The 25979-nt window shown below is 48.1% G+C and carries 25 protein-coding genes; 7 read left to right on the forward strand and 18 right to left on the reverse strand.

From position 1 onward, the window contains the following. The first annotated feature begins 67 nt into the window (after positions 1–67). Both GA003_15415 and GA003_15420 read left to right on the forward strand, forming a co-directional pair. Positions 68–322 (forward strand): hypothetical protein, encoded by a 255-nt coding sequence (locus tag GA003_15415; protein QXD27393.1) that lies wholly within the window; start codon positions 68–70, stop codon positions 320–322. Between the two features lie 80 nt (positions 323–402). Continuing rightward, positions 403–2673 (forward strand): carbohydrate binding family 9 domain-containing protein, encoded by a 2271-nt coding sequence (locus tag GA003_15420; protein QXD27394.1) that lies wholly within the window; start codon positions 403–405, stop codon positions 2671–2673. A 173-nt stretch (positions 2674–2846) separates the two neighbouring features. On the opposite strand, the gene GA003_15425 is transcribed toward GA003_15420, so the two are convergent. The 12 genes from GA003_15425 to GA003_15480 form a co-directional block, all read right to left on the reverse strand. Further along, entirely contained in the window at positions 2847–3215 is a 369-nt protein-coding gene (locus GA003_15425) for a hypothetical protein (GenBank protein QXD27395.1), read from the reverse strand. A 25-nt stretch (positions 3216–3240) separates the two neighbouring features. Then, positions 3241–4533, reverse strand: a complete 1293-nt coding sequence (locus GA003_15430) for a Gfo/Idh/MocA family oxidoreductase (GenBank protein ID QXD27396.1) — start codon at positions 4531–4533, stop codon at positions 3241–3243. 134 nt (positions 4534–4667) lie between these two features. Continuing rightward, a complete protein-coding gene (locus GA003_15435; GenBank protein ID QXD27397.1) occupies positions 4668–6245 on the reverse strand; it encodes a twin-arginine translocation signal domain-containing protein in 1578 nt (525 codons plus the stop codon). Between the two features lie 30 nt (positions 6246–6275). Next, positions 6276–8525: a HEAT repeat domain-containing protein gene (locus GA003_15440; protein ID QXD27398.1), complete on the reverse strand. Its 2250-nt coding sequence runs from the start codon at positions 8523–8525 to the stop codon at positions 6276–6278. A 290-nt stretch (positions 8526–8815) separates the two neighbouring features. Next, positions 8816–8968, reverse strand: a complete 153-nt coding sequence (locus GA003_15445) for a hypothetical protein (GenBank protein ID QXD27399.1) — start codon at positions 8966–8968, stop codon at positions 8816–8818. A gap of 281 nt (positions 8969–9249) precedes the next feature. Further along, positions 9250–9678, reverse strand: coding sequence for a hypothetical protein (locus GA003_15450; GenBank protein ID QXD27400.1), 429 nt, complete (start codon positions 9676–9678; stop codon positions 9250–9252). Between the two features lie 119 nt (positions 9679–9797). Beyond that, positions 9798–10205, reverse strand: coding sequence for a hypothetical protein (locus tag GA003_15455; protein ID QXD27401.1), 408 nt, complete (start codon positions 10203–10205; stop codon positions 9798–9800). Positions 10206–10286: 81 nt separating this feature from the next. After that, positions 10287–10688, reverse strand: a complete 402-nt coding sequence (locus tag GA003_15460) for a hypothetical protein (GenBank protein QXD27402.1) — start codon at positions 10686–10688, stop codon at positions 10287–10289. 90 nt (positions 10689–10778) lie between these two features. Next, positions 10779–11228, reverse strand: coding sequence for a hypothetical protein (locus tag GA003_15465; GenBank protein ID QXD30457.1), 450 nt, complete (start codon positions 11226–11228; stop codon positions 10779–10781). A 225-nt stretch (positions 11229–11453) separates the two neighbouring features. After that, the gene (locus GA003_15470; protein ID QXD27403.1) at positions 11454–13076 is read right to left on the reverse strand and encodes a hypothetical protein; all 1623 of its coding nucleotides are present in this window, start codon (positions 13074–13076) and stop codon (positions 11454–11456) included. A gap of 66 nt (positions 13077–13142) precedes the next feature. Next, entirely contained in the window at positions 13143–13907 is a 765-nt protein-coding gene (locus tag GA003_15475) for a hypothetical protein (protein ID QXD27404.1), read from the reverse strand. A gap of 112 nt (positions 13908–14019) precedes the next feature. After that, positions 14020–14751 (reverse strand): hypothetical protein, encoded by a 732-nt coding sequence (locus GA003_15480; protein ID QXD27405.1) that lies wholly within the window; start codon positions 14749–14751, stop codon positions 14020–14022. A gap of 514 nt (positions 14752–15265) precedes the next feature. Between GA003_15480 and GA003_15485 the strand changes: the two genes are divergently transcribed. From GA003_15485 to GA003_15505, 5 genes are all read left to right on the forward strand, one after another. Next, on the forward strand, positions 15266–15883 hold the full coding sequence (locus tag GA003_15485) for a TetR/AcrR family transcriptional regulator (protein QXD27406.1): 618 nt from the start codon (positions 15266–15268) through the stop codon (positions 15881–15883). Positions 15884–15901: 18 nt separating this feature from the next. After that, positions 15902–16201: a hypothetical protein gene (locus tag GA003_15490; GenBank protein ID QXD27407.1), complete on the forward strand. Its 300-nt coding sequence runs from the start codon at positions 15902–15904 to the stop codon at positions 16199–16201. After that, positions 16153–16566, forward strand: a complete 414-nt coding sequence (locus tag GA003_15495; GenBank protein QXD27408.1) for a hypothetical protein — start codon at positions 16153–16155, stop codon at positions 16564–16566. Before GA003_15490 ends, GA003_15495 begins: the two co-directional genes overlap by 49 nt. Further along, positions 16563–17408, forward strand: a complete 846-nt coding sequence (locus GA003_15500; GenBank protein QXD27409.1) for a sulfotransferase domain-containing protein — start codon at positions 16563–16565, stop codon at positions 17406–17408. Before GA003_15495 ends, GA003_15500 begins: the two co-directional genes overlap by 4 nt. Positions 17409–17830: 422 nt before the next feature. Continuing rightward, positions 17831–18178: a DUF3127 domain-containing protein gene (locus tag GA003_15505; protein QXD27410.1), complete on the forward strand. Its 348-nt coding sequence runs from the start codon at positions 17831–17833 to the stop codon at positions 18176–18178. A 9-nt stretch (positions 18179–18187) separates the two neighbouring features. Here the strand turns inward: GA003_15505 and GA003_15510 are convergent, their stop codons facing one another. From GA003_15510 to GA003_15535, 6 genes are all read right to left on the reverse strand, one after another. Beyond that, complete coding sequence (locus GA003_15510; GenBank protein ID QXD27411.1) at positions 18188–19159, reverse strand: aldo/keto reductase; 972 nt, start codon at positions 19157–19159, stop codon at positions 18188–18190. Between the two features lie 242 nt (positions 19160–19401). Beyond that, positions 19402–22629 carry a c-type cytochrome gene (locus tag GA003_15515; protein QXD27412.1) on the reverse strand — a complete coding sequence of 1076 codons (3228 nt, stop codon included), beginning with the start codon at positions 22627–22629 and terminating at the stop codon, positions 19402–19404. Positions 22630–22660: 31 nt separating this feature from the next. Beyond that, complete coding sequence (locus tag GA003_15520; protein QXD27413.1) at positions 22661–23752, reverse strand: ThuA domain-containing protein; 1092 nt, start codon at positions 23750–23752, stop codon at positions 22661–22663. A gap of 201 nt (positions 23753–23953) precedes the next feature. After that, positions 23954–24970: an alcohol dehydrogenase catalytic domain-containing protein gene (locus tag GA003_15525; GenBank protein QXD30458.1), complete on the reverse strand. Its 1017-nt coding sequence runs from the start codon at positions 24968–24970 to the stop codon at positions 23954–23956. Positions 24971–25158: 188 nt separating this feature from the next. After that, positions 25159–25542, reverse strand: coding sequence for a sulfotransferase domain-containing protein (locus GA003_15530; protein QXD27414.1), 384 nt, complete (start codon positions 25540–25542; stop codon positions 25159–25161). A 16-nt stretch (positions 25543–25558) separates the two neighbouring features. After that, positions 25559–25972, reverse strand: coding sequence for a sulfotransferase domain-containing protein (locus tag GA003_15535; GenBank protein QXD27415.1), 414 nt, complete (start codon positions 25970–25972; stop codon positions 25559–25561). Between the last annotated feature and the right edge of the window lie 7 nt (positions 25973–25979).

The following is a 25979-nucleotide window of genomic DNA, read 5'->3' on the forward strand; positions in this document are numbered from 1 at the left end:
ACATCGGGCATACGGTGGGGAATATCAACTTGATCAAAACTTACCTGCAGGAAGTTGAAATTATCCTGTGGCCAACGAATGTTCGGCATGGGGTGAAGGAAAAGATTCTGAGGCGGTTCCCCAATCTGAAAATCGTCCTATTGAGGAGAACCTCACGCAGGTGAGTGATATCCATTGGTTCAAGGAATTTATCGAGCTCTACGATCCAGACCAACCCACTGGAGAAATTGATTTGGGTGACAAGATAATTGAAGAGCTAAAAATTGCGGATCAGGGGGAGAGGGCTAGAGGTGCCAGGCAGTATTGGTTTTTATTTGATTAGGATTGCTGCTCGACTTCTTTCAACGCCTAAGCTTTACCCGTAGAAGTTTCTGGCCTTAAAATCACTGACTAGACCTACCCGTGCCTCCTACCCAATTCGGATTTTTTATAGCTGATCGAACAGGTAACTGCAAATTTGCAGTACTGTTTACCTGCCTTGTTTCTTTATTATATCCGTTGCATGGAAACGATCACGCGGAACTCAAAACTGCAGAAGTCACCGAAATCAGTTCGCCCATAACCTTGGACGGTTTTTTGGATGAAACTGTTTGGGCTTCCGCAAACCCATTAGAAGATTTGATTCAGCGTATTCCAGACACCGGGCAAGTGGTGTCTGAAAAAACTGAGGTTATTCTATTACGGGATACGGATAACTTGTACGTCGGAGTAATCGCGTATGATTCTGAACCAGATAGGATTATCGGCACTACCATGGCGAGGGATGCCCGCCTTCGATCTGAGGACAGGGTAACTATTATTTTGGATACGTTTCGAGATCAACGTAACGCCTACTATTTCGGAACCAATCCGGTCGGATCGATGAGCGATGGATTGTTGTATGGGAGCCAGGATTTTAACAACGATTGGGATGCCATTTGGGACGTACGGACTCAACTTACTGACGAGGGGTGGACCGCTGAATTTGCTATCCCCTTCAAGAGTCTCAATTTTCCAGAGAACAACGACACCTGGGGTTTCAACATTCGACGGAGCATTCTCCGGAAAATCGAGGAGTCCGTATGGTCCGGTGCCAGCGTCGAGAGCACATTCCTCAATGTTTCAAACGCGGGTGCCTTAACAAACATGACGGGCCTTAAGCAGGGCGTGGGTCTCGATATACGCCCTTTTTTGGCGTCAAGTTGGTTGCATACTAAGAGCACGGGCGACGATGACATTGATTTTGAACCCGGCCTGGATCTATTTTACAATATCACTCCTAGTTTGAAATTATCGGGAACGATAAACACCGATTTCGGGGAAACTGAAGTGGATGCCCGGCAGATCAATCTCGACCGGTTTTCGCTTTTCTTCCCGGAAAAACGATCGTTCTTTTTAGAGGATATTGGAGTGTTTAATTTCGCCAGTACCATTCCGGAGGGCCCTCCAGGGGCTCCGGATGCCGATGCGGATATCATCCCATTTTTCAGTCGGCGGATCGGACTCTATCGAGGTGCCGAAGTACCTATTGAAGTGGGGGCAAAGCTGACAGGTAGAGTGGGCCAGACAGAGGTCGGATTTCTGGGAGTGATGTCAGGCGAAACCACCTTGGACGGCAACGGGGATCCCGTTTTGATCGAGGATAAGGAGCTCTATGTTGGACGCGTGAAACAGAATTTCTGGGAGGAGTCTTATGTCGGCGGCATTTTTACCCATGGAGATCCAGCTCCTGGTGTGTCGAGCAAGACCTACGGGGCGGACGTGATGTTGTCCACCTCTGAGTTCCTGGGGTATCCGCGCGATTTTCGTTTGAGTGGCTTCGGTCTCAAATCTGACAATGAAGGTGTCGAGGGAGATGACATGGCATTCGGTGCGGCCGCTCATTATCCGAACGAAATCTGGGAAGGTATCCTTGCCTACAGCGAAATTGAAAAAAACTTCGATCCTGCTTTGGGCTTTGTGCAGAGGAATAATGTTCGGATGTACCGGATCGGCGGAAACTTTAATCCTCGCCCGGAGGATTTTTTAAACGTCGAAGACATGATTCACAGTGTCTATTACACCCGGTTCGAGCGCTTGGAGGATGGACAACTCGAGAGCTCAACTTTCGATGTCGATTGGTTTCATTGGCATTTCAAATCCGGTGATTCGATTCATTCCTTCATGAACTACAACCGAGACGAAGAACAGTTGTTTGAGCCCTTTGAAATCTCCGATGGAATTGTGCTCCCGGTGGGTCGGTACAAGATGGATCAATTCAGTATATTTTTGGCCTCGGCCAGGAAGCGACCCTTGTACGCGAGTATAGGAGTGACCTTTGGTGATTTCTGGTCGGGATCAAGCGAACAAATTCGAGCCAGTTTCGTCTACAAACTTCCTCCCAGGTTTACCTTGGAAACCAGTGTCCGATATACCTTGGCCAATTTACCGGAAGGCAAGTTCTCCGCTCGCGTATTTACTACAAACTTAGACTTTTCCATATCACCCCGGCTTACGTTTTCGAACCTCGTTCAATACGATAACCGCAGCCGAAACCTCGGTTTGCAGAGCCGCATTCGTTGGACGCCAAAGCCCGGCAACGATTTATTTTTATCCTTTAACCAAGGTTGGATCAACGAATCGATGGGCAGTTTGAGGTTCGTATCTGCTGATACTAAAATTGCGACCAAGCTTCAGTATACCTACCGTTTCTGAGTCTTCAGCCGTCGCCAAAGGTCAAACGTAGACTCTAGAATTTTCTCTGTTTTCCCAGTACGAGACCGCACTCCTAACCACTACAAATACCTTCCGGCTGTTTCTATTTGCCACTGTCGTCATTGCTTCCTAGAAACTACGTTTGACCCGAATGGCACTGTTTCGCTACTCCACTACTTTTTTTCAGCCGAAATCGGAAACGTTCGTCCGATGGTAGAAAGCGTTCCGGTAAAGGAAGCACCTTCAAAGGTTCCGCTCATGACTACAGAATAACCCCGCGTATTAAAGCCGCTGCTTTCGAGAACGCCACTTCCCATGATTATATCCACGAGAGGAACAGCCTGGTCACCCTTTCTCTGAAGCGTTCCAGAATAGCCGTCACCCTCCTTCACGATAGTAAAAATTCCTTCAGGTTCTCCTTGGGGAAGGTTTTCGATAACGTACTGCCATTCACCAAGCACTGGATCGACCTGCGTTTGCAGACTCGCGCAAGCACCCAGCAGGATCGCAACGACCATAGAGAATACAATTTTAATTTTCATATAGATCTTTGATTTCGTTCATTAATTAAATGCTATACCCGGCGCGACGTTGATACGTGCGCAAGCTATTGGCCTCGGCGTCGTTGACGAATTTCTCCTTCTTTGGATCGAACGTAACTTTACGGCCCAGCTTCCAACTGATGGCGGCCGCGAAGCAGGCCATGTGGCCGTAGCGTACCGCGGTCGAGTTGCATACCGGTTGTTCGCGGGTCTTCACACAATCGAGGAAGTTACGCACATGGTGGACTGGATCGGTACCGTAGATCTGGTCAGCAGGCTTGCTGGCTACCAGCTTTGGATTGCTGGCTTCGATACGGTCGAAATCCCCAGCTTCTACCCAACCCTCATCGCCGACAAAGCGCACGGGGCAAGTACCCAGTCCTTCGATCCACTCCCCCACTCCATTGCGCGAAGATAGTCGCATGACCAGCTTGACGCCATTGGCGTAGGTAGCGTGTAACAGACTATCGGATACAGCTTCATATTCAATAGGGGTCGTTCCGTCGGCATCGGCTGCCCACTGACAAAGATCAATGGTGTGCGATCCCCACTCGGGCAGTCGCCATGCGGCATAGAGTCCCTTGTGATTACGCCACTTACCTCGCACGCAATAGTCTTCGTTAAAATCAACCATGGGTGCAGGACCCACCCACTTATCCCAATTGATCTCAGATGGATCGGGCATGGGCTGAGCCGGTAAGGGCTCCAGGTATTGCTGCAATTGCAGGATGCCGGCATGCACTTCCTTCATTTGCCCCAGCTTACCCTTGCGGGCGAGGTGGGCAGCCAGTTTGAAATTGGGAACACTACGACGTTGGGTTCCGGCCTGAAAGACGCGCTCGTGCTCTTTGATGTTATCATCTAACTCCTGACATTCCTGGATGTTCATGGCACAGGGCTTTTCGCAATAAATATCCTTACCGGCCCGTGCAGCGAGAATGGAGGCCGTGGTATGCCAGCGGTCACCCGTGGCGATGACGACTGCGTCAATGTCATCCCGTGACAGGACACCGGCCATGTCATTATAAGTTACGCAATCCGAGTTCCCGTAATGACGGTCGGTCTTGCGCTTGATGATTTCGCGCCGCTCCTTCTGAGGATCAGCGATGGCAACGAACTGACAGTCCTTATGCTTAAAGAAACCGTCCAGGACCTTGCGTCCTCGCGGACCCAGTCCAATGCCTCCCACGGTAATCCGATTGCTCGGAGCTACGGTTCCATCACTACCCAGCGCACTGGCAGGAATGATGGTGGGCATGCCGATCCCGGCAACCGCAGCGGTTTTTAAAAAGGTACGACGGGTAGATTTGGTACTCATAGGGTATTTATTTTAAACATTAGGGTAGTTTTCTGAATCTTCATCTTACTCTAAATCTTAATCCAGTCAAACATCACGATCCGGAGAATTGGGGCATGGTTGATAGAGAGTTATTTGGGATATTAAGATTAGGATTAAGAGTTTATAAAGCGCTGGAAGAGGTTGTGGGTGATTTGCTGAACACGTGGATCGACGCCTTGTTGAGCGACTCCATGTCTGACTGGAGTTTTGTGGCCCGGGGGGCTGGATAAACCATTGGCCCACCAGATGGTGGCGGCGTTGAAGACGATGTTGCCCTTGGGGCCGTCGTAAATGGTGGCGGTGTAATGGCCGGGATTTCTTCCGCTCATTAGTGTTTCGCCTTCTGCAACGATCTGCATACCGGGCAAAGACATCATGGGTGCTCCATGCCACTCCCAGCCGACGAGGCCTTCGATCGAATCTCCCTTCTTCATGTCGGTTCCCTCGAAGAGCCAATGCTCCGGCATCGCGCAGGTCCAATCGCCGGCTCCCATGACGGGGGGAGTCGTCCGGTTCCCCATCAATAAAGCGCCATCCGGCCCCATGACGGGTTCGAAGCCTTCCTGATTGACGTTTCGCCTGGCATCTCCGCTTCCATATTCGGGAGGAAAGAACCAACCTTCCCGGCGAATTACCCGGTTGGGCTGACCGTTTCCGGAAGGAAGCATGGGAACAACGCACAGAACGGCATTGGCGCTCAGGAAGGCCAGATTCACGCCTTCGTCACGGGCTTTGAGCACGTTCTCGTACATCTGCAAGGACCAGTACTCGTCGTGCCCCACTGAAATGAAACCTTTCGTACGTAGTAATCCCTTCGGATCGGCGTGAGTGTCGACGTTCGAAATGTAGGATATATCGTAACCGTGTTGTTCCAGCCAAAAGGCCAAGGGGAATTCCCAGGGCCGGTATTCGCCGGAACCTACAGACGCTTTGATCTTGTTAACCGGGTGAGTGAACAAGGCATAAGGCCGGTCGAAGCTCACGGATCCACTGGGCACGCTGGTGCTGGATCGCCCTTCATGCCGGGAATAAATCGAGAAATCGACAGGCCACCGGTTGTAGGCGGACCAGGTCAGGTCGCTGCATTGAAACAGCAAGTCGCAGGGACGGTCATCACGCACGATGAAAATGACGTAGCTTTGTATGCCGCTGAACTCTCCCGTAAGTTTCCCCAGGTAAACTCCGCTCAACCAATCTTCGGGGATGGTCAATTCTACCGACGGCTCCCAGTTGCATTCGTGCAGGTAGTTTTCGCCAACTTCCGGGACGGGTTGCGGAGTACCTTTGAGTGCGTCGTAACGTCGAACCAGTCGAGCGCCGTCTCCGTTGTAGTAACCGGTGCGGAAGATCTCCAATTTGAATTCGGTCTCCGGATCCGTGCTCACCATAATCTTCAACTTCTCACCCGCCCGGATGCTGTTGGCCGAGCAGTACCCTTCAATCCACGGACAACGCCCACTGGTCACGTTACTTCTCCCTATGGTCGGATCGGTGAGGGTATTGGTTAAAAGCCAGTCACGTGTTCCGGGTTTCTCGTTTTCAATCTGTATCCTGTTTTTACTTACAGAAGTTTGTCCGAAGGATTTAGGAATACCTATCGCGCCTGATGCTAGTCCGATACCTGCCGCGGCCGCTCCTTTTAAAAGATCTCGACGATGGATGCCGGGTTTGGGGTTGTTTGAGTCGTTCATGTCGAGATTAAGAGTAAGAGTAAGTGGGCTCTATCGAGCCTGCTGCAAGTAGGCGACGATATCGTTAAGGTCGTCGGGGCTCAAAAGAGTATCAAACACTTCAGGCATGAGGGAGGTATGTGAATATTTAGCTTCGATTATATCCGCGGTCTGTATGGTAACTTCCGCTCCCGGTGATGCAGAGAGGACCATGGTTTCTTCGGTTTCATCTGTAATAACTCCGGAAAATTCGCCGTCTTTGGTTCGGACATGCACCCACTCGTAATAACGGGAAATGGAAGCGCTTGGAAAAAGGATGGCTTCCAATAAATCCCATTTGCCCCGCATGGCACCAATGTTCGTTAGATCCGGACCGAAGTGCAGACCCTGATCTCCCATTCGGTGACAGGTGATGCACAGCGACTTGGAGGCGTCAGCGAAGACTTTCTCTCCACGCTTGGGATCTCCCTTTGTCTGGTTGAAATGTTTTCTTAGCTCACCCATGCGTTTAAACTGATGAGCTACTTTGATAGGATCGGTGTTGACCGGATCGGCCTGGAGAATATCGGGCCGGATATTGGGATTGGGACCACTCCGGGCAACCTCTGCCATGATTCGGAGTTGTTTCGCCAGGGGATGTTTTTCGGGAACCTCATCCGCGACGCCCATTTCAAACAGTGCGTAGGTGACAGCGTGCTTTAAAAAGGGATCGAGTTCTCCGAGGCCTGCTTCCAGCAACGCGCTAATCGATGAGCGGTCGCCGATTCTGCCAAGCGCCATGGCGGACAGGCGGCGAATATGGAGATCCTTCGAAGTGATAGCCTTCTGCAGTGCTGGCACCGCAGCCGGATCCCGCCAAAGGGAGGCGCTTTGGATAGCCACCGAGCGCTCGTCCGCACTGCCATGATTGATTCGTTCCCGTAAAGCTTTGCGAGCTGCAGGGCGATCGATGCGATGGAGCGACCACAAGGCAGGCACGCCGGCCTTGGCAGATTTTAGGTCATCGATATATTCTTTCTTAGCCAACGCCTCGATAGCGCGGTTCACAACTACTGGTCGTTCATCGGAGAGGTAAGCGATGGAGGGTTGATCCCAGTTCAGTTTATAGCCTCGCGGATCTTCCTGAATTGCTGCATCCGTTTTTCGGATACGGTAAATACCACCGAGGACATGCGGTTTGGCCACCTGCGAGGTGGGACAACACATCAGATACCAACTTCCCGTATCTGCTACGAGCAAACTGCCGTCGGCATCTTCAATCACATCGGTCGGATGAAAATCCGTCTGATCGCCTTCGAGAAGCACCTCCGCTTCTGAAGCAAAGGTTGATCCGGAACGACTCAAGGGGTATCTGGATATCCTTCGCAGATTAAAGTCGGCGCAAAGTAAATCTCCCTTGAGTCCCAACGCATTATTCCGAGCCATGATTACTCCGGAAGGGGCCGCAGCTCCTGTATGCGTCATGACCGTCAAAAAGTCTCCCGTACGAGGGTGACCCGACAGGGCTGCAGGATTCTTTCTGCCGTACATCCCCCGGTAAACCATATGCAACATACCGTCTCGCTGTCCGGGGTGAGTAGCCGGAAGGACATAAAATGTTCCGCTGAGAAATCGCTCTCCCGTTTCGCTGAAAGCCAGGCCAACCGGATTATTCATACCCCCCGTCATGACGACTTCCAATTCACTGCCATCCGGTCGGGCTCGAAAGGCATGAGGCGCCTTTGACTGATGCAGCTTACCATTTCCTAGGACAAAGCTCTGCTCAGCATAAGCTCCCTTGGTCCAATAGAAATAGCCGTCCGGACCGAGATAAGGTCCATGCAGGTCATTGGCACAGCGTTCTATGGATCCGCTGTTAAACCAGGACACCCGTTCATCAGCTACATGGTCGCCATCGGTATCACTGAATTTCCATATGTTGGGTGGGGCTCCTACATAAACGTCTCCTTTATAAACCAGAATACCTTCCGGAAAGGGCACCTCCTCCGCATACACCTTCGACTCATCAAAGACCCCGTCGCCATCGGTATCGACCAGACTCAGAATGCGGTGGCTTGGTTCCGCCAGCTGAATCGGCCCCTCTCGGGTGTCGCCGGAACTATCTGTGATATACAAACTGCCATCCTCTGCGAAATACATGTGGACGGGTCTTTCGACGAGAGGTGGTGCTGCAGCAAGTTCGAGCGTGTAGCCGTCCGGCAGGGTAAAGTTGTGCGGAGGGAAAGAAACGGTTTCTCCGACCATGACCACAGGTGTAAACGCAATGACCCAAAGAGCTACAAGAATGCGAACCTGCTTCATGGCAAAAAGGAGTTCTTAGGGTTGAAACTGAGTGGGGTAATAAGAAGTGAACTGAAATCCATCATAGGGAGGAATTGAAAAGACTATGCGACTGTCCAATCCCCGACCACAGTAAAATGGACCTCCTGAAAAGTGGCGAAGCAATGAAATGGTGGTGGTGGATTTAACAATGATCGCCTATTTCGCTTCCAGTAATCAATCGGCATAATGTGCTTAAAAGGTTAATCTATCGACAATTACACTCCTTGGGAGGCCTTCTGGAGCATAAGAATGCCAGGTCGAAATAACGATCAGTCACGAAAGTCCTTGCTGTCCTGAGGGACCGGGTCGTTTTCTCCAATGATTTGTCCTTCCCATACAGGCACCTTGTCATAGTAGGTCAAAATGCGCGCGCGGCTGCCAGGGGTGGGACCATTGTCGATTTTTGGGATCCACTTTCTCATGGATTTCAGGATCCCTGGTTTTTGGGAAGCGAGGTTGGTCCATTCGTGGGGATCGTTGACGATATCGTAGAGTTCCTCGGCGCCGTCTACATAGCGGATGTAGCGCCACTGTTCATTGACGATGGAGTAATTCCCCTGATTGTGCGATGTGATGGCCGGGCGTTTTCGTGTACCACTTAACCGCTTGCTTGTAATCCTGAAGAACGCGTTTGCCTTGTTCTTAGAACCCGCCGACGTTGTACTGAGAGCGTGCAGACACTGCGCTTGTTCGCGGCGAGAGATTACTGAATGGGGTAGGCGGTAAAGGACATCGTTCCCTTGACGAGGTCCACATCGCCCTTGGCATAGATCATGTCACCATTGGAGAACTGGTCTAGGGTGTATATGGTGACCATCTTGCCGTTACGTTTCCAAATACCCTGCAGGGTGCCTGCGACCATGACGCCGTCGTTGTTAATGGTTCGAACATCTCCAGAGAAGTCGCCCTGGTTCTTGTCCGCACTGCTGCTGACAAAATCGTAGCTTAGGTAGACCTTGCCGTAACCTTCACCAACCTCGCCTTCAGCCGTCAGGGTGATGCCGTCAACGTTACTAGTCCAGCTGGTAATATTAAAGTCCGCATCGAAGGACTCGCCGCTCACCTCAAAGGCATGGAGGGGCGCTGCGAGCGCGCTTACCAGCATGGCGAGGGTGAGGGCGACATTTTTCATTATCTTGGTCATAGAAGTTTTCATTATTGCTTTTGGATTACCGGTCATGCATCGAGCCCATTGAGAATGAAAGGAACTTCAGCTCTCCCTTGGACTCATTTTCTTGATTCTGAGATTGATTAAAGAATACTGAATTGTGCGGTCGTTTTCCCTTCCGGAGAGACGTTGTAGATGCCGACACCAGCAACTCCATTCAGGTGCTTAAATTTTTCGGAGGCTGTGTGATGATGATTGATAGTTTTGAATATCACTCCTCCATCAGCTTCCTTACCCGGGGCAGAGCCGCTCCCTTTGAGATAGATAACCTCTCCACACTCGGTGGTTAGAACCCCGTCGCCCTGGCCGTAAATACTGCCATCATTGCGTTGCACTTGTGTGTAGGTCCAGAGAGCATTGTATTTTGAGCTTTCTAATATCCCTTGTGTGGAAAGTGAGACTTCGTAATGGGCTCCCTCAGCATTAGGTGGCAAAACACGAACCCCAGTTACCTGACCAGTTTCATCTCTGAATTGTGGATTGTCTGACATAATTAAATTTCTTTTCTAAAAATTTTGACTGAGAGCTTCGTTTCTTCTGTATGAATGATATTTATAATAACCCTTTTGCAATCATTGACTTCGGAAGCCTTTTAAGGCTTTAAAATGCTGGAAAGGCCCAGTGAAAGCGGGCGGCCAAAACCCATATTGCAACATGCGGTCTTTAGTTGCCTGAGGGGGATCGCCCAAAACCGTAATGGATGGGTTTGCTATGCCTGCCATAAACAGCTCAGTTCTAAGGTTCTCAAGATGCATTTGCTGTGTCGAATCATCAGGAAAGCATTCTATCAATGTGGCACGCTTCGGACTTGTCATATCATCAACGTAAATTTCATAGCTGCTCATCCCGTTTTCCTGCTCAATGCCTACCTGCTTGCCGACGTAATCACGAAATTGCGCGGGGTCCGTGACATCGAAGACAACGTAACAATACCAATGTGACCCTTCTTCGTTTTGATTACTTTTTTTATCCATGATTGCTAGGAATTTGCTTTTGGCGGAAAGGTCGCGGAGACCCGCCTTGGTCGGATCTCCGGTGAAGGGGCCTCGTATGGGGCTTTTTTGTTAATGAACTCTTTTTATCTGAGCCTTATTCTTTGTTAGCTCTCCATCTAGCATAATCGTGGCTTCAAAGGTTATTGAATCTTTTGAGTTCATTTTCCATTTCATCTCGGTAACGAAACTTTCATGTTCGGCGTGTAAATCCACTTTTGTATTATCCAATTCGACAGACATTACCGTACCCGAAAGACCACTCACAGAAAAAACTGGCTCCGTGCCTAAGGCACAGTAGTGTCTTACTACTAATTCGCCGTTATCGTCGCTGTATGTTGTAAGCATCTCCACACCATCCTCTACTAAAGTTTCGATTATGGTGTTTCCTCCAGACGTGAGCTTGAATTCATAAAATACATCGAAAACTGCTCCCGTTGCTCCTTGAGTCATGGTACCTTCCCACTTTCCTAGTCTTTTTATAACTTGCTCAAAAGCGGCACTTTTTTCTCCAGATGCCATTTCTACTCCTCCAATTACAGCCGGCCTTTCATTTGCTATTGCTGATATAGATAAAATTAAAGTGATTAAAATTGCCCCGATATTATTTTTCATAGTTACATTATTTTCTTCAGATCTTCTGGTAAAGAATCTCGATTGATTACAAAAGCGAATATAAATTCGCCCGATTGATTCTCCTATTAACCCACAAATTTTATCTCAATTTTCGTAAAGCCCCAAAATTGTTTAGGGAGAGAACGGAATTAAATTTCTACCATAAAGACTTTTGGCTACCAAGTAGTCGCTATTGAATTCCTCTACTGATAAAATTTTGCCTTCCTTGAATTTAAACAGCCATGAATAATCATTATTGTACGGACCGTACTTACCCTTGGCTTTTCCTTTCTGCCTTACAGCCACTCCATTTTCATCCGCAATAATATCAGTGGTTTTTAATTCTATTCCGTCTGGCACGAGTTTCGGGATATGGCCAAGCCAATTGGCTAAAAGCGACTTCGTGTCATAAGGAACCCCGTAAGGAAGTAATGTATCGGGGATTTTTCCCATGTAAGTAAATGCAAAGTCTTTGTGTAGTATCGGCTTTAGCGCTTCAGGTTCGGTGAGTAACTTATTAAAGAACTCGAGGGCCATTTTCTTGTTTTTTATAGCTCTTTCCATCGCCGACTGCTCATTGAGCACAGGTTCGGAAGTTTTTTCGTACCGAAATATACGGTCAGAAGAAAACGCGACTCCTGAATACTCGTACCAAATTTCGTCTTTTACCCTGAATGGTATAGAAAACAGACTTTCACCATCGTTTCCATAGACCGTGAATTTAGGAGTCTTATTTACTATTTCAACAGAGATCGGCTTAATCTGCCTACCCTTAGATTCGCCATCTTTTTTGAAGTACTCTATTCTTTCAGTGAAAGGGCTTATCGTTTTGGTTCGGTACCCATCATTACTCGGAGCTGTCCAGCTCCCCTCTAATTGCTCCCACAACTTAGAAACCGCATTTTTGCCTCGATCAGTCATGTATATAACGTCGAACGTAACCCTTTGCATTTCCCGCAACTGCCCAAAATTGAGACCCTCTGGCAATGGCCCTGCTAAGTCACGAGCCTTTCGCCATAGCCCTTGTCGCTCATCATCTGACTGATTAACATCAATCCTAAAAATATCGACCGTGCGAAGCGCTGCCTGGGGTGTGTCGCCCATACTAGATACTACTTCCTGGAGTTCCCAACCCAAGAAGCGAGGATCCAATTCAACCTTGGCTTGTTGCCATGGCTGGATGTGTGCTTTTTCGGCCGCGATGTAAGCGGACCTATTCCCCGCGGATGGAGTCATGAAATTCCAGTTAAAGGCAACAGAAGAAGGCTCTGGAAAAATAGAATCGATAGTATAATCGCTTAAAGCTAAAATCTCCCGACCCTTGATCCTGCGAGATTTTTGCGTGATATTTTTTAGTATTTGAAAATCTTCCGCTCCAAGCCAATTTTCAATCTCAGCCATATCGTATAAACCGTTTAAGTCGTCCTGAGACTGGACGTGCTTCCACGTAATATAGTCAATTCCGAGATCGTTCTCCCTAGCCTTGGCAAGACCCCATCCAAGAATCCTTCCATCGCTTGCCAATTTTTCGTGCACCTTCAACCAAACTGACTCTGCTTTAACATAGTTTTCCTCCTGCCCAGAGAAAACCTCCATAAAATCAACCCCTACATAATTATATGGTTTTTTGGCCGCCTTGAAGCCTGGCTCCATTTTCTCTCCATGTGACGCAGAGTGATGAGCCGCTTGCGATGTGCAGACCAGTACTGCCAATAATACTAAGTAGAGTGATTTCGTATACCATTTCTTTCTCATATCAGTTTTTAGCTTTCTCTTTTTGGCTGGGGAACTTTGACGCGAGCACTTGGAAGGCCTCGAACCTCACCTCGCGTGAGCTACGAGGCGATAGAGGTGTCTTTTCACTTTTTTATGAACCTTCCCAAACTCAGAAAGATCAGGCATTTCTATTCCTTCATCGAAGTGCGGGTCCAAAGCTTCAGCCAATGATCTGAAGCCGTCGACGGTAACTGCGTCGTAAGGCCTTTCTGATCCACCTGGCTCAATCACTTGCCCAAGGTACCAGCTTGCTATACTAGTACTTCCCTTTTCAATTTGCCCAGCGATAAAGGGTCCCCATACTTCATTCTCCAGCCGCAGATATTCGCTCAAAGTGCCTGGAGCCTTTACGAAATTAATTCGAATTATTTCAGGTATCTCAACCGATCCTGCTGAGACCATATTTACCAAAGGCTTCTGATATAAGTAGGCCTTGGCTTCGAACAAGTCTCTCACTGATATGTCAGAAAACTTTTTATCGGGGAATACCTTTTTCCACGCTGGTGCCCCGCTGCCATATAGCTCTAGGTCACTAGTCTTATCGAATTCAGCATAGATCAGTATATTCGGCTCTTCGTCCATATTGAAACCGCCTATTCTTTGCCAGACAGACCAAACGGACATACGCCCCTCCTCTATCGCTTTTTCAGCGATTGGCTTCCAATAGTCTTGTTCTCGCTGTATATATTCCGCCATGTCCTCTCTTTCGACGAAACGGTGAGCTACGCTCGCTATTTCCTGAGCTCTAGCAACATCCACCGAGATTGCCAACGGAGCGAGGATAGATAATATTAATTTTATCAGATTCATTTTTGTTTTTCAGTTTAGAATTTATATTTGTTTCCTTATTCGGAGCAGCCGATCCGTCGATGCACGGACCGCCCACAATAGTTTTCCTGGCTATGGAAAACTCTGCAAAAAACTAAAGGTTCCCCGTGCTCATTTCCTCTTCGAATCTTAAAACGTACCTATCAACATCTCCTTCGAAAAACTCGTGATATCCCTCCAATAATTGGCTTCTCTCATCCTCTGGTAAGTCCAGTATCGGCTCGTCTAGCTCCGCCCAGGAATCTATAAAACGCCCACTGGCGATAGTTAGGTGGTTACCTCCGTACAAAAGTCTGTCCCAAACCCTACCATTGCTCCCGCTCTTTTGCACAGCTGGGATGAATTTATTCTCAACCCAATCGAGGTATTCGGAAATTCTGCCAGGTCGGATCGTTCTTTGGGTAACCACAACGAAATTAGGCCTATCGTCCGCTGGGATCGCCAACTCTCTCCTGAAGGTGGTCAGTTCCCTGCTCTTAATAGTCTGACTCATAGCGCCCAACCACAGATCCCAATGAGCCTGATCCATTACTTCCTGGCCGCTTTCCCTTTCGGCGAAGCTATCGCTTTCGGTTATTATGTGAAACGTGTGCGTTTCGCCATATACTCGTCTCCAAACCCAGCGTCTGCCTCTCCCAGCATTCTCGTATGCCTCAGACATTTCCTTCTGCAACGCTGTGAACTCATCTATTTTATCGTGCTTAACCGCGATTTTTCTTACGATAATTAATCGGTCAGTTTGTTGCGAGTAGAGATTCGCACTACCGGCTAGAAAAACTGCCAATATTAACGATATTCTGAATTTTGGTGATACATTTCTGATCATTGGGGCATGAAATTCAACCCCACAGAGGTTTTGTCAATAATTATTTAACTAAAGATAAAAAATTTGTGCATTGCTGCACAAGTTCTGGATGACCATACTACTCCAATAAAATTGGATTTACGCTAGTTTTGTTTGCAACCACCTGTCCTTTCCGAGAAGTATATCTCTTAGAGCTTACCCTCCCATACCGATTATCAATCCATTGGCATCCCAAGGGGATTTGGCAATTATGATAGAGACCTTTTGGCAACACTGTTACGACGGCACCAACATTACTCTACTTGAATCGATGACAGGTTTAATTGCTAGCTTCCTCACCGATATCAATTGATGAGTTTTTATACAAAAACCTCTGCCCACAAGGCAGGGGTTTTTATGATGAATGTCAGCAAAAAATGCCAACCTAGAAAAAGACCAATGCGATTTAAATCCTGAGTCAATTAAATTTTAATGATCATTGCATATTCTGATTGGATTTGTTGACTTCGTAACCGAAATGTAACAATCTATCATAATGTCCCAATCCATCAAAACGAGAACAGTCGGAAGACCGCGTAAATTCGATCGTGACAAAGTCATCGATCAAGCACTAAAAGCCTTTTGGATGCATGGATATGAAGGGACTAGCATGCGCATACTCGTATCAGCGACGGGCCTAGAAGCGCCGAGCATATACGGTGCATTCGGCAACAAAAAGCAATTTTTTGAAACGTGCATTGAAAGTTATGCGAAAAAATCTCGGCCGTTCCACGAAAAAGCAATAAGTCAACCAGATTCGCGCCTTGTAGCTAAATGTTGTCTAGAAGGTGTGGTTGAAATCATGACATCTGAGGGTTATCCTGAGGGTTGCCTTGTCATTTTGGGAGCAGTTGTATCTAGCCCTCAATCCGACTCTGTCAGACATTATTTGTCTGATAAAATGTCTGACCTTACTTTGCGTTATGTTAAGCGATTCGAAAGATCAATAGAAGAGGGTGATTTGCCAAAGAATGCAGCCCCGTCAGCACTCGCAAACTACCTTATGACAATCGATCGTGGACTCGCCCTACAAGCAAAGGCAGGCCATACAAAACCCGATCTTTTAAAGACCGTTTCGATGGCCTTAAGTAATTGGCCATTCTGCGATCGCTAGTTCGTTTGCTAGCGAATTGTGACTGTTTATACGATAACGATTCTTCTCAGCCTTCTGGCCTATGTAGTGGTTGGGAATTACGTGGGCCGCAAAGTAAAAGGAATCGAAGATTACTTCGTGGCGGGCCGGCGAGCCCCAGTGTTTCTTATAGTGGGAACGCTCGTCGCCAGCTTTCTAAGCTCCAATGTTTATATCGGCCAGGCTGGTTTCAACTACGCCGCAAATGCCGCCATTATTCTGATTTCTGCAGTTGTTTTGTGTGGATATATTTGGGTGCTGTGTACTTTGGCCGCTTCATTCGCCGCAGCCGTACTCTAACAGTCGCTGAGTATTTCGGGCAACGATTCAAAAGCCGTCCCGTTCGAATCATCGCCGGGCTGACAGTAATCATAGGTCTCGGATTCTATTTGATCGCCGTGACCCAAGGTACAGCACTGATCATCTCGAGTGTAACTCCTCTGTCCTACAGTCAGTCTCTGGTCATCAGTTGGGCAAGCTATACTTCTTTTACGTTCTTCGCAGGATCCCGTGGGATTATCATAACCGATACGATGGTCTTCGTGTTTTTCTTGGTAGTCACGTTTGCAGCTATGTATGAGATCATCGCCGCCCAAGAAGGCTGGTTCGAGGCTATGGATAAGCTATTGCAGTTAGAGGGAAAAAAGTATTACCTAAAGATATGAAAATCTCGACTATTTTCAAGGCGATGATGAATCCGGCTCATGCAATTTATTCGGACACCGTCATAGAATACATTGTCCCTAAAAAGAGAAAGCACGCTGCTTTGATATCCGCGCCTAAATCAGGATCGACTTGGCTCAGCTCAATACTGATGTCCTTACTTGGCTGGCAAGTTATGCATCTACTTCCTCATTTTGGGAGAAGAGAGCAAGAGCTCGACATTCATCGTCTCCTTTTGACTAAGCGCAGCAATAACATCGTTACCCCGGGCGTCCATACACGTTATAGTCGCGAAACTACCAAATTGTTGAAACTCAGCAATGCCCACACAATTCTTCAGTTTCGTAGTATTTTTGATATAGTCGTGAGCTTTAAAGACCATATGAATAATGAAAGCGTCAAATGGCCTATGGCTTACATGGATACTGATACTTGGAAATCCTTTAACGAAACCGAGCAGCTCGATTTTGTCGTGGATATGGTAGTGCCTTGGTATTTTAACTTTTATTCCGGTTGGATGAATTCTGATTTCATAAAAGACAAGGAGCGCGCACTTATCGTCACCTATGAAGATATGAAGCAGGATATCTTGGCTGTTGTCTCAAAGACCTGCAAATTTTTGGGAGAGCCAAAATCCGATGACGAAATTCGAGCTGCCATAGAGCTTTCCAAAAGATTGCAAACCCGCAAAAACAAGGGAGTTGTCGGACGGGGAAAATCACAACTGAATGACAAGCAACGCCAGCGTATCGTTTATTACACCCGATTTTACCCAAACATCGACTTTACCATCCTTGGAATTCCCGATGAAATGATTCCTTCACGACTGACCGCGGCCAAGTAAAATCCTTGCTTCCTTGATCCATATTTTTTTCAGAAACTTGGATCGATTCCAATATGGTTCATTCAATTTCAAGTTTCGGAAATCCTATCTAATACCAGGTTGTGGAAAACTGAATTTCGAGCAAAAAACGATCGCTCCTCATTCACTAACACTTACTTCCTTGTTCTGACAAACAAGCAAATGTTCTTTGTAAGTCGTTGATTATAATGATGGAGTTGAAAGGATTCGATTTCAGTATTTGGATACGGCCAGATAAGACGTAATGATTCTCTATTCATTCGCAGGTATTAAAGGCTTTAAATCGTAGTTTTCATACTTGAATCTCGAGAACCTAATCGCCTCATTCCGTTGGACCTGCAAAAAAGTCACCCCTGAGTTCATAAAAGTTTGCTTCCCGTAAAAGCACTGTTTTCTTGAGGACCATGGCATACGAATTAAACGGAACCGTAAAAGAAATTTTCGACACTCAAACTTTCGATAGTGGCTTTAGCAAACGCGCGTTTGTAGTCACAAGCGAAGCTGATAAATATCCTCAGGACATTCAGTTCGAGTGCCTTAAGGAACGTATCGAATTGATTGATAGTCTAAACAAAGGCGACAAAGTCACCGTAAGTTTCGATATCAATGGCCGGGAATGGAACGGAAAGTATTTCGTGAACCTGGTAGCGTGGAAGATCGATAGTAAGAGCAGTGGTTCAGCTAGCGCAGACGACGATACTCCACCCATGGCGGATCCGGACGAAGACTTCGACGACGAGCCACCGTTCTGAGGATTACAATTACGTTACGGGCAATCCGTGAGCCACGCGTAAGGTCGGATCCTGCTTGAGTAGATCGAGGCCTCGTTGAGCCAAGGAGATGAATTCCTCTTCATCCAAAGCATCAACCCGCCGAAACGTTTCGAGCAATTGATCGAGGTGCTCCATGGTGTTCACACCCACCACAGCGGTAGAGAGCCCTTTCAAACTCAAGGTGTAACGAATGGCCATTTCATAGTCTTCCTTCGGGAGACGAAACTCGTTATTAAGGTTTCCTCCCAGCACCTTCATCGAGACCAGACCAATATTTTTCTCTAATGCGCGACCCCAGATTTTGTTTTCAAAGTCGTAGGTGTGCTGGTTGACGTAGTTGACGGCGTGCATCATGACATCGATCTCGCCTGAATCGATCGCGTAATGAAACCGGCTGGGATGCAAGTGACCGCTAGCGCCGATGAAGCGGATCTTGCCCTGCTCTTTCGCTTTGCGCAATGCACCCATGGCACCTTTCTCGCTGAATGCAAAATCGAGATCACTCCAACGGTCCAAATGACCCAGGTTGTGCAAGTGGACCAGATCGACATGATCGGTTTGAATGTGCCGCAGGCTGTTTTCCAATAATTCCATCGTACCTTCGTAGGTATCGGCCTCCGTCTTGGTCACTATAAAGACCTTGTCTCGCCTACCCTTTAAGGCATGTCCCAAGCGACGCTCCGCTTCTCCCTTGGTATAGTTCGGCGCGGTATCCATGTAATTGATGCCTTCGTCGATGGCTTTGGCGATGATGTCATTCACCTTTGGAATATCGGTGTTGGGCCGCCCGAGAGGGGCCGTGCCGATACCCAGTTTTGAAACCGGCACATCCGTACGTCCTAGTGGATTGTATGGCATCGCTTCGTTTGGCGCCGCCCAAGCTGAAGGGCTGCTATTCTTCAGGGCAAATAGTCCACTGCCTGCGAGGGCCGAATATTTAAGAAAATCTCTCCGTTCCATAATATTTCAAGGGTTGATGAGTAAAACGAGTTTGAGATTATAACCTATGCGCATGAGCTCCGTTTTGCAACTGGAAGATTGCAAACAACCATGAAGGCGGCCCGCTTGGCAATCGGGCCCTACCTAATCGAGCTAAAGACAGGGCGGGATCGCCGAGCACACCGGGACTTAATTTTCCCAAAAAGAAAGCCCGCCAGACTTTCGTCCAACGAGCTTTCCCACAGGTTAAACTCTATTACTACTTAATTGTGCGGGTGCATTTCAAGTATTTCCTCAACCATATAAAAACCGGCCTTATCTTTGACTTCCTCGCGCACACGAGCGACATCGGCTGGATCAACGATTTTTGAGAGGACTTTCTTATTACCAAACTGGATGCGGGTATAAGTGATAACGGCGGCAATTTCCTCATCGGTTAAAATGCCTTCAAATCCTGTCATGGGCGGCAATCCCTTGGTCGGGTCATATTGCTGGCCAGCTACTTCAATCGGTCCCCAGAGGCCTTTTAGGACTATCTTGATCAAACGATCTTCATTGCCCATCACCCACTCATTATCACTGAGTGGCGGGTAGATATCTTGAATCGCCCCTTTCCCATTTTCACCGTGGCAGGTCGCACAATGCGCATCCCGATTGAAGACTTCCTGCCCCAGGTTATAAACTTCAAGAGCGGCAGCCGGGATGTTGGTTTGCGGAATATTCTTTGCGTTCCCCCTTTTGGATTTGTCGTAAAATTCCAAAGTTCCGGCGAGATAGGATTTGAGGTTATCGTTTCCAGAAATGTTCAATTCTCCAAGCAGAGCCATAGACTCAATACGATCACCTAGGGTCCACATGATCGACTCGTAGGCAGGTCCCATCCATTTGGTTATGGGTTTCTTCAGGCCTTCGGCAGCGATGCGGGCACCGATGTCATTGTCCATCCAGGAAGCAGCCACTACTGACTCAAGACGCACACGAGGATGCTCATCCACCGCAGCTTTCATAAACAGGGCTTCGTAACCATCGATTTTCCGGTAGGCATAACGAAGCACACGAACGGCAGCCGAGCGAAGATCGTAACTTTTGCTGTCCAAGCATTGTTGGAGTAGCTTTTCATCCACCTGGTTTTGTCCCCAAGTCACCCAAAGCGCTTCCAAGAGGTGACGATTGTAATCAGGATCCGATTTCTTCAAACGGGCGGCCCACTTCTTAATCGCAGGCAGAACTTTGTCGGCATCATGACTACGAATCTCACGGCGGGTACGGTAGCGGGTGCGATATTCATGAGCCTTAAGATTTTCGAAGAGTTTCGATAGAGACGCTCCATCAATCTGGGCCGGTTCGAGCAGTGGTCGTGACGGATAGGTGATCCGATAAATACGGCCGTGGTCGTTGTCCCGGTTCGGGTCACGAGCGGAGTGCTGCATATGCCCGATGAGTGGGTTGTGCCAATCGATAACATAGAGCGATCCATCGGGGGCGGTTTCGATATCGACTGGACGGAAATTCGGGTCGTTCGAATAAATCATATCCTGCCGAAGCTCACCGGTGTAGCCTGCGCCATCTTCCCAGACCTTGTGCTGCTTGATTCCGAGAAAACCGATGGAGTTGGCGATCAGAAAATCACCTTGTACTTCATCAGGGAAATGCCGCGAATACATAAACTCGGTTCCAGAGGTGGGACGAACCCTATGCGTGGTAAACTGCTCAACTTTTTCGACTTCCATTCCGTAGGGAATCTTAGCGGATAGTGGTAATGACCACCAATTGGCACCGCCCGAAGCATCGGACAAAAAGTTTTGTCCCCACTCGTTGAAGGTGATCCCCCAAGGGTTGGAAACGTCCGTTTGCATAAAGCGTTCCAAACGCCAGCTATTGGGATCGAAACGCCAGTTGCCTCCGTCGGTGCAACGCTCAGGTCCGTAGGGAGTTTCAACTTGGGAATGAAGGAAACGGCCTTCGCTCATGTAAAACGCACCGGAGGCATCAGCACTGTAGGCGGAGATCGCATGGTGGGTATCATGCGAATCAAATCCGTGCAGCAGCAGCTCCATACGATCAGCTCGATCGTCCCCATCGTCATCAACGAGCAATGCGAGATTCGGTTCCTGAGAAAGGTAGACACCTTCCGGTGCGATCTCGAACCCGATAGGCAGGTGAAGCCCATCCGCAAATACGGTCTGTTTGTCCGCACGACCATCACCGTCGGTATCTTCGAGAATCAGAATCTTGTCATTGGGTCGTTCATCTCCCGGTTTGTAGTGCGGGTAGGAAGGAAGAACAGAGACCCAAAGGCGGCCCTTGTTATCAAAAGCGGTTTGCACCGGATTCTGCAGGTCAGGGAATTCTGATTCGGAGGCAAACAAGTCGATCTTGTAACCTTCGGGCAGGGTGAATCCTTCCAGAGCTTTATCCACATCGAGAAACTCAATGGGGAAATCAAAATTCGTTTCAGTCGGACTAAGCTCAATGGTCTTGGAATCATCCACACTAAGGTTTTCCGTTTTACCCTGCGCAACTTCGTGAATCTTCTTATCACGAAGCACCGTCATCTCGCGGATCTTTTGAATTTCCTCCGGGTAATTCTTGTCACCGTAGGGTTTGTACCGACGACCATAGACGTGAACCCCATTCAACATGCGGTAGTCATTAAACCAGAACCAGTTTTTGTCGGCTACAGCTTCATAAACGAGCGCTTCATTTGCGAAGGAATTGGAGCTGGATTCACCGTAGAGTTCATCGGCCAGGATGGTTGCCAAGTTGGCATACCCTTCGTTGGACAAGGCAAAACCGTTGATCGTTTGCGGGTTCTTTTCGGACGTGTAGAGTTTACTGGTCGGTGTGAAAAGATCGATAAATCCGACTTTGTTATCACGTGCTGCTCGTTTCATAGCAGCGGTGTAGGCGGCCAGGCGTTTGTTCTCCTCTACCCCATTGGGTAAATCCATGGTGTCGGACAAGTCCTCGTAGGCTGTTGGAGAAACCAGGACCAATCGAGGTGCTGATTTTCCATTATACTTTTGAGTCAGGGTATGTTTCACGAACGCATCCAGCTCGTAGTAAAAGCGGTCTGCTTGCTCAATACCATCGAAGGATTCGTTGTAGCCAAAGAATGCCAGGATCGTGTCAGCCTCCAGCATGGTCAGCCACTCATCCGGATAAGGATAATGTCCGATACCGGTGTGAATCTGATGGTGCGGATGAAATGCCTCTGCTCCAGGAAACGCCCATTGTGTCTCGCGGGACGGATGGGGACGAAATCCAGGAGTATCTCCCGGATGACTTATATTTCTGACAACCAGGTTTTTATCAGTAAAACGCTGCTGCAGCTGAGTCTCGAAGTATGGGAAGTAGACCATACGCTCTCCGAGGCCGTTACCGATAATAACCAGGTTTTCGCCTTTTTTAACTTTAAGCGGTAGCGGGTTTCCCACCACGGCGGTTGTGCATGCCAACAGTGCGGCGGCAATGAATAGTCGTTTGAACATAATCAGGGCAGAAAAATATTAAGGCTACAACTTACTCAAAGTCGGTTACATTTATGATGTTTTCATCAAAGTAAGGATCATTGTGGAAACCAAACATCGTAGGGCTGTAAGTTCCAACGACATCCACCTTGGCTCCATCAGTTGGGACAGAAATGCCGAGGCTCCAAAGGACTCCATTTACAATCATGCGGCAGGTGCCTTCGACATTGATTTCATTGGAAGCTCCCATGGTCGTGCAAAAGGCTTTTCCTTTTTTGCCACCCGGCAATTGGTAGGACTTGGTCCAGGCAACTGGCATCATGGGATCATTCTTGTGAAAACCTTGGTGCTTTCCGTAACCGGGCACTTTCTCGTAGGGACCAGGGCCCATGGCAGGACTATCTTTTTCCATGCCCGCCAGCACTTGTCCCATCACAACTGGAACACAGTCATTATCAGCAGGCCAGGTGACTCCATACACATCGGTCGGTCCCCAGATGTCGCCCTCGCCGATACCATTATTAATTTCATGGTTTCCTACGGTAATCCCTCTCGTAGCTTCCTGTTTATGCCATCCATGGTGGGAAACCCAAGTCGTTCCCAGAACCAGCTGGCCGAAGCCATTCTTCCATTCGGTTTTAGGTCCGTCGTAGTTGAAGCTGTAGTGTTCGTAAGCAGACCCTTCGGGAACATTGAAAGCGTGAGTGGCGGTCCGCATTCCTACAACTGGTTTTCCAGCCATCAGAAAATCGTCGACGTTTTTCATCTGGTCATGAGCCAGGTTACGGAAGCGCGTTCCGATAATCATAAGATCTGCATCAGCGAGCGCTTCGGTATTAGGAATATGCGTCTGGTGGTTCGGGTCAACGATACCTGGTTTCTCAGGATCCTGAGAAAAGAGCACGGTGCACTTGAATCCATGGTGGATGGATAAAATCTTAGCCAATTGAGGCATGGCCTCCTCGGAGCGATACTCTTCGTCGCCGGCGATCAGAACAATGTGTTTACCCTTTCCTACTCCGGAAGATCCTTCGAATTCCAGCCATTGCTTTGGACCAGAAGGAGCTTGTTCAGAGGCGGACTCTTGGGAACATCCAAATTGAAGACTCATAACCAGAAGAGATAGAAAAACAGTCAGTTTCATAGTAAGGGATTTTATCCTTGGGTGAAGAAATTCGAGATCATCAGCAGTAAGCTGTCTCGGGTCAACTCAGGAACCTGAGCGATTTATTATAGCGCCTAAGCGTAATGAGAAAGCCGCATTCTGGCAATGTCACGACCTCAGCCAAAGATGGACAAACATGACCGAGACCGGTCTCAATAACTCTTCTACTCCAAGGAGATCTCAGGAACTACAATCAATTAAATACTTAATCCCATCCGGATTGGCCTCGATGGTTTCAAAACTCTCTTGCACGTCATCAATGGAGTTTATCTGCGTAATCAATTTGTCGAGGTGCAGATTACCGGAGGCGGCCAGCTCAATGGCTTCATCGAAGTCCTGTTCTTCGTAAAGGCGAGCGCCGATCAACTTGAGCTCAGACCAAAAGAATTTAAACAGATTTACGGGTCTTGGCTCAGGATGAATGGCTACCATCACTATGCGGCCACGCACATTGGGCAATTCGGTCATGACCTCAACACCCGGTTCTGATCCTGAAACTTCAAACACACAATCGGCCATCGATCCATCGGTGGCAGAGCGAACCGCTTCGACCAAATCGTCTTTGATTGGATTCACCACACCTAGGCCAAGAGAAGCAGCCAGATCCAAACGCGATTCGTTTACTTCGGATAGAATCACCTGCGCACCTTTATCTTTTGCGACGAGGGCAATGAGAAGACCAATGGGCCCACCACCAATCACCACACAGGTCTCGCCAGCCTGGACCTCTCCCAAGCGGACGTCGTGACAAGCCACGGCCGCCGGTTCAATCATAGCACCCTGTTCCAAGCTAAGACTTTCAGGCAGTGCGTGTAATGTATAGGCGGGCACGGTCCAAGAGGACTGCATACCGCCAGGCAAATCGATGCCAATAAATTTAAGGTTCTTGCCTACATGAAGATTCCCTTTGTCAAAATCAGAAGGTGCTCCAAACTTTAAAGGTCGCACTGCGACGCGATCGCCCACCGAAACCGTTGTTACGCCCTCTCCTGTTTGAGCAACCGTGGCTGAGACTTCATGCCCAATGGCTAAGGGTGTGCTGACCCGCTGATCCATGTGACCATGAAAGATATGTATATCCGTCCCACAAATTCCACAATAGGCCACGTCGAGCCTGACCTCGCCTTTGGTAGGGGCAATTATTTGACTGCTTCCAACACTGATTGTTCGGTTACCTTGATAAAGCGCTGCTTTGATTCTAGCATTGCTGCATCATTTGGCGGAATTGACCAGTCTCTGTTTTAAGTATTCCCGATTGGCCCCTCTAGTAACTCTGCGTTCAGTTCATGGACTAGGACTGAGCAAGTACTCAACTTGGCGTTTACTGGCTTCTTTCAACAAACGAAGATCCTCCACTCAAACCCAGCGGATGGATTGACAAAAGACTACCAGTTAAAGTCTTTGTTGAGCAAATCGTACAACCTTTGATTAGGTTCTGAATAATAGTTATTCAAATAATCGTAGACCTCATCATCCACCTTCTTTTTGGTTTCCGCAACGTGCCGCGGCTTTACGTCCTCAATGACGACGCTATTGTCAACGCCCACGAAATCAAAAATTTCCTTCAACGTTCCGTGCACGTCTTCCCGCAACTGCTTCATACTTAAGATAAGGATCTGGTCTTTGCTAAAATGTTTGTAGTAGGCCTCAATCTGTTCCGCATAGTGCCCTCTCAACTTGTAGGAGAATGTCACATAATTAGGATCCAAATAATCCTGGTTTTTATGAGCATACTCTAAACGCTCTTCCTCAACTTTGAGCGCTTCCATAAGCCCCAGTGTTTCCCTACCCCCCCTTTTTCATGTGGTTGTAATGCGAGATCGCTCGTTCCACGGGGTTCCTTAAAATAGCAATGAGTTTTACATCAGGATTAAATTTATGAATCCGTTCCGGAACCAGGGGATTGAAAATATAACGAGGAGAAGCCTCATACGTTAATATCTCATTGGATACGATTGGAAAACGTGCCCGGTACCAACGATGATTATTTTCCCGGTAGTTTGGAGAATCAAAATAATGAAGCTCTTTATACACCGAGGACTTCAACTGGTGATGCTGATTCAGATAGCTGAACAAACTGGTAGTTCCAGCCTTCATGGCTCCAATGATTATGAAATCAGGAAGTCTCCTTTTCCACACAGTCAACCGTCGGAATCCAGCTATTCCTTTAGCACCCATTCGTTGTAGCGGTGTGCTCATGTTAGTT

The sequence above is a fragment of the Opitutia bacterium ISCC 52 genome (genome assembly GCA_014529675.2).
Lineage (GTDB): Bacteria > Verrucomicrobiota > Verrucomicrobiia > Opitutales > UBA2995 > UBA2995.

Coding starts and splice junctions, on each gene's coding strand:
- GA003_15435 (QXD27397.1), bottom strand. CDS start 6,245: ATGAACGACTCAAACAACCCCAAACCCGGCATCCATCGTCGAGATCTT.
- GA003_15530 (QXD27414.1), bottom strand. CDS start 25,542: ATGGAAGCGCTCAAAGTTGAGGAAGAGCGTTTAGAGTATGCTCATAAA.
- GA003_15535 (QXD27415.1), bottom strand. CDS start 25,972: ATGAGCACACCGCTACAACGAATGGGTGCTAAAGGAATAGCTGGATTC.
- GA003_15465 (QXD30457.1), bottom strand. CDS start 11,228: ATGGCATCTGGAGAAAAAAGTGCCGCTTTTGAGCAAGTTATAAAAAGA.
- GA003_15480 (QXD27405.1), bottom strand. CDS start 14,751: ATGATCAGAAATGTATCACCAAAATTCAGAATATCGTTAATATTGGCA.
- GA003_15500 (QXD27409.1), top strand. CDS start 16,563: ATGAAAATCTCGACTATTTTCAAGGCGATGATGAATCCGGCTCATGCA.
- GA003_15475 (QXD27404.1), bottom strand. CDS start 13,907: ATGAATCTGATAAAATTAATATTATCTATCCTCGCTCCGTTGGCAATC.
- GA003_15460 (QXD27402.1), bottom strand. CDS start 10,688: ATGGATAAAAAAAGTAATCAAAACGAAGAAGGGTCACATTGGTATTGT.
- GA003_15445 (QXD27399.1), bottom strand. CDS start 8,968: ATGAGAAAGTGGATCCCAAAAATCGACAATGGTCCCACCCCTGGCAGC.
- GA003_15430 (QXD27396.1), bottom strand. CDS start 4,533: ATGAGTACCAAATCTACCCGTCGTACCTTTTTAAAAACCGCTGCGGTT.
- GA003_15510 (QXD27411.1), bottom strand. CDS start 19,159: ATGGAACGGAGAGATTTTCTTAAATATTCGGCCCTCGCAGGCAGTGGA.
- GA003_15425 (QXD27395.1), bottom strand. CDS start 3,215: ATGAAAATTAAAATTGTATTCTCTATGGTCGTTGCGATCCTGCTGGGT.
- GA003_15515 (QXD27412.1), bottom strand. CDS start 22,629: ATGTTCAAACGACTATTCATTGCCGCCGCACTGTTGGCATGCACAACC.
- GA003_15455 (QXD27401.1), bottom strand. CDS start 10,205: ATGTCAGACAATCCACAATTCAGAGATGAAACTGGTCAGGTAACTGGG.
- GA003_15440 (QXD27398.1), bottom strand. CDS start 8,525: ATGAAGCAGGTTCGCATTCTTGTAGCTCTTTGGGTCATTGCGTTTACA.
- GA003_15470 (QXD27403.1), bottom strand. CDS start 13,076: ATGAGAAAGAAATGGTATACGAAATCACTCTACTTAGTATTATTGGCA.
- GA003_15485 (QXD27406.1), top strand. CDS start 15,266: ATGTCCCAATCCATCAAAACGAGAACAGTCGGAAGACCGCGTAAATTC.
- GA003_15450 (QXD27400.1), bottom strand. CDS start 9,678: ATGAAAAATGTCGCCCTCACCCTCGCCATGCTGGTAAGCGCGCTCGCA.
- GA003_15505 (QXD27410.1), top strand. CDS start 17,831: ATGGCATACGAATTAAACGGAACCGTAAAAGAAATTTTCGACACTCAA.
- GA003_15520 (QXD27413.1), bottom strand. CDS start 23,752: ATGAAACTGACTGTTTTTCTATCTCTTCTGGTTATGAGTCTTCAATTT.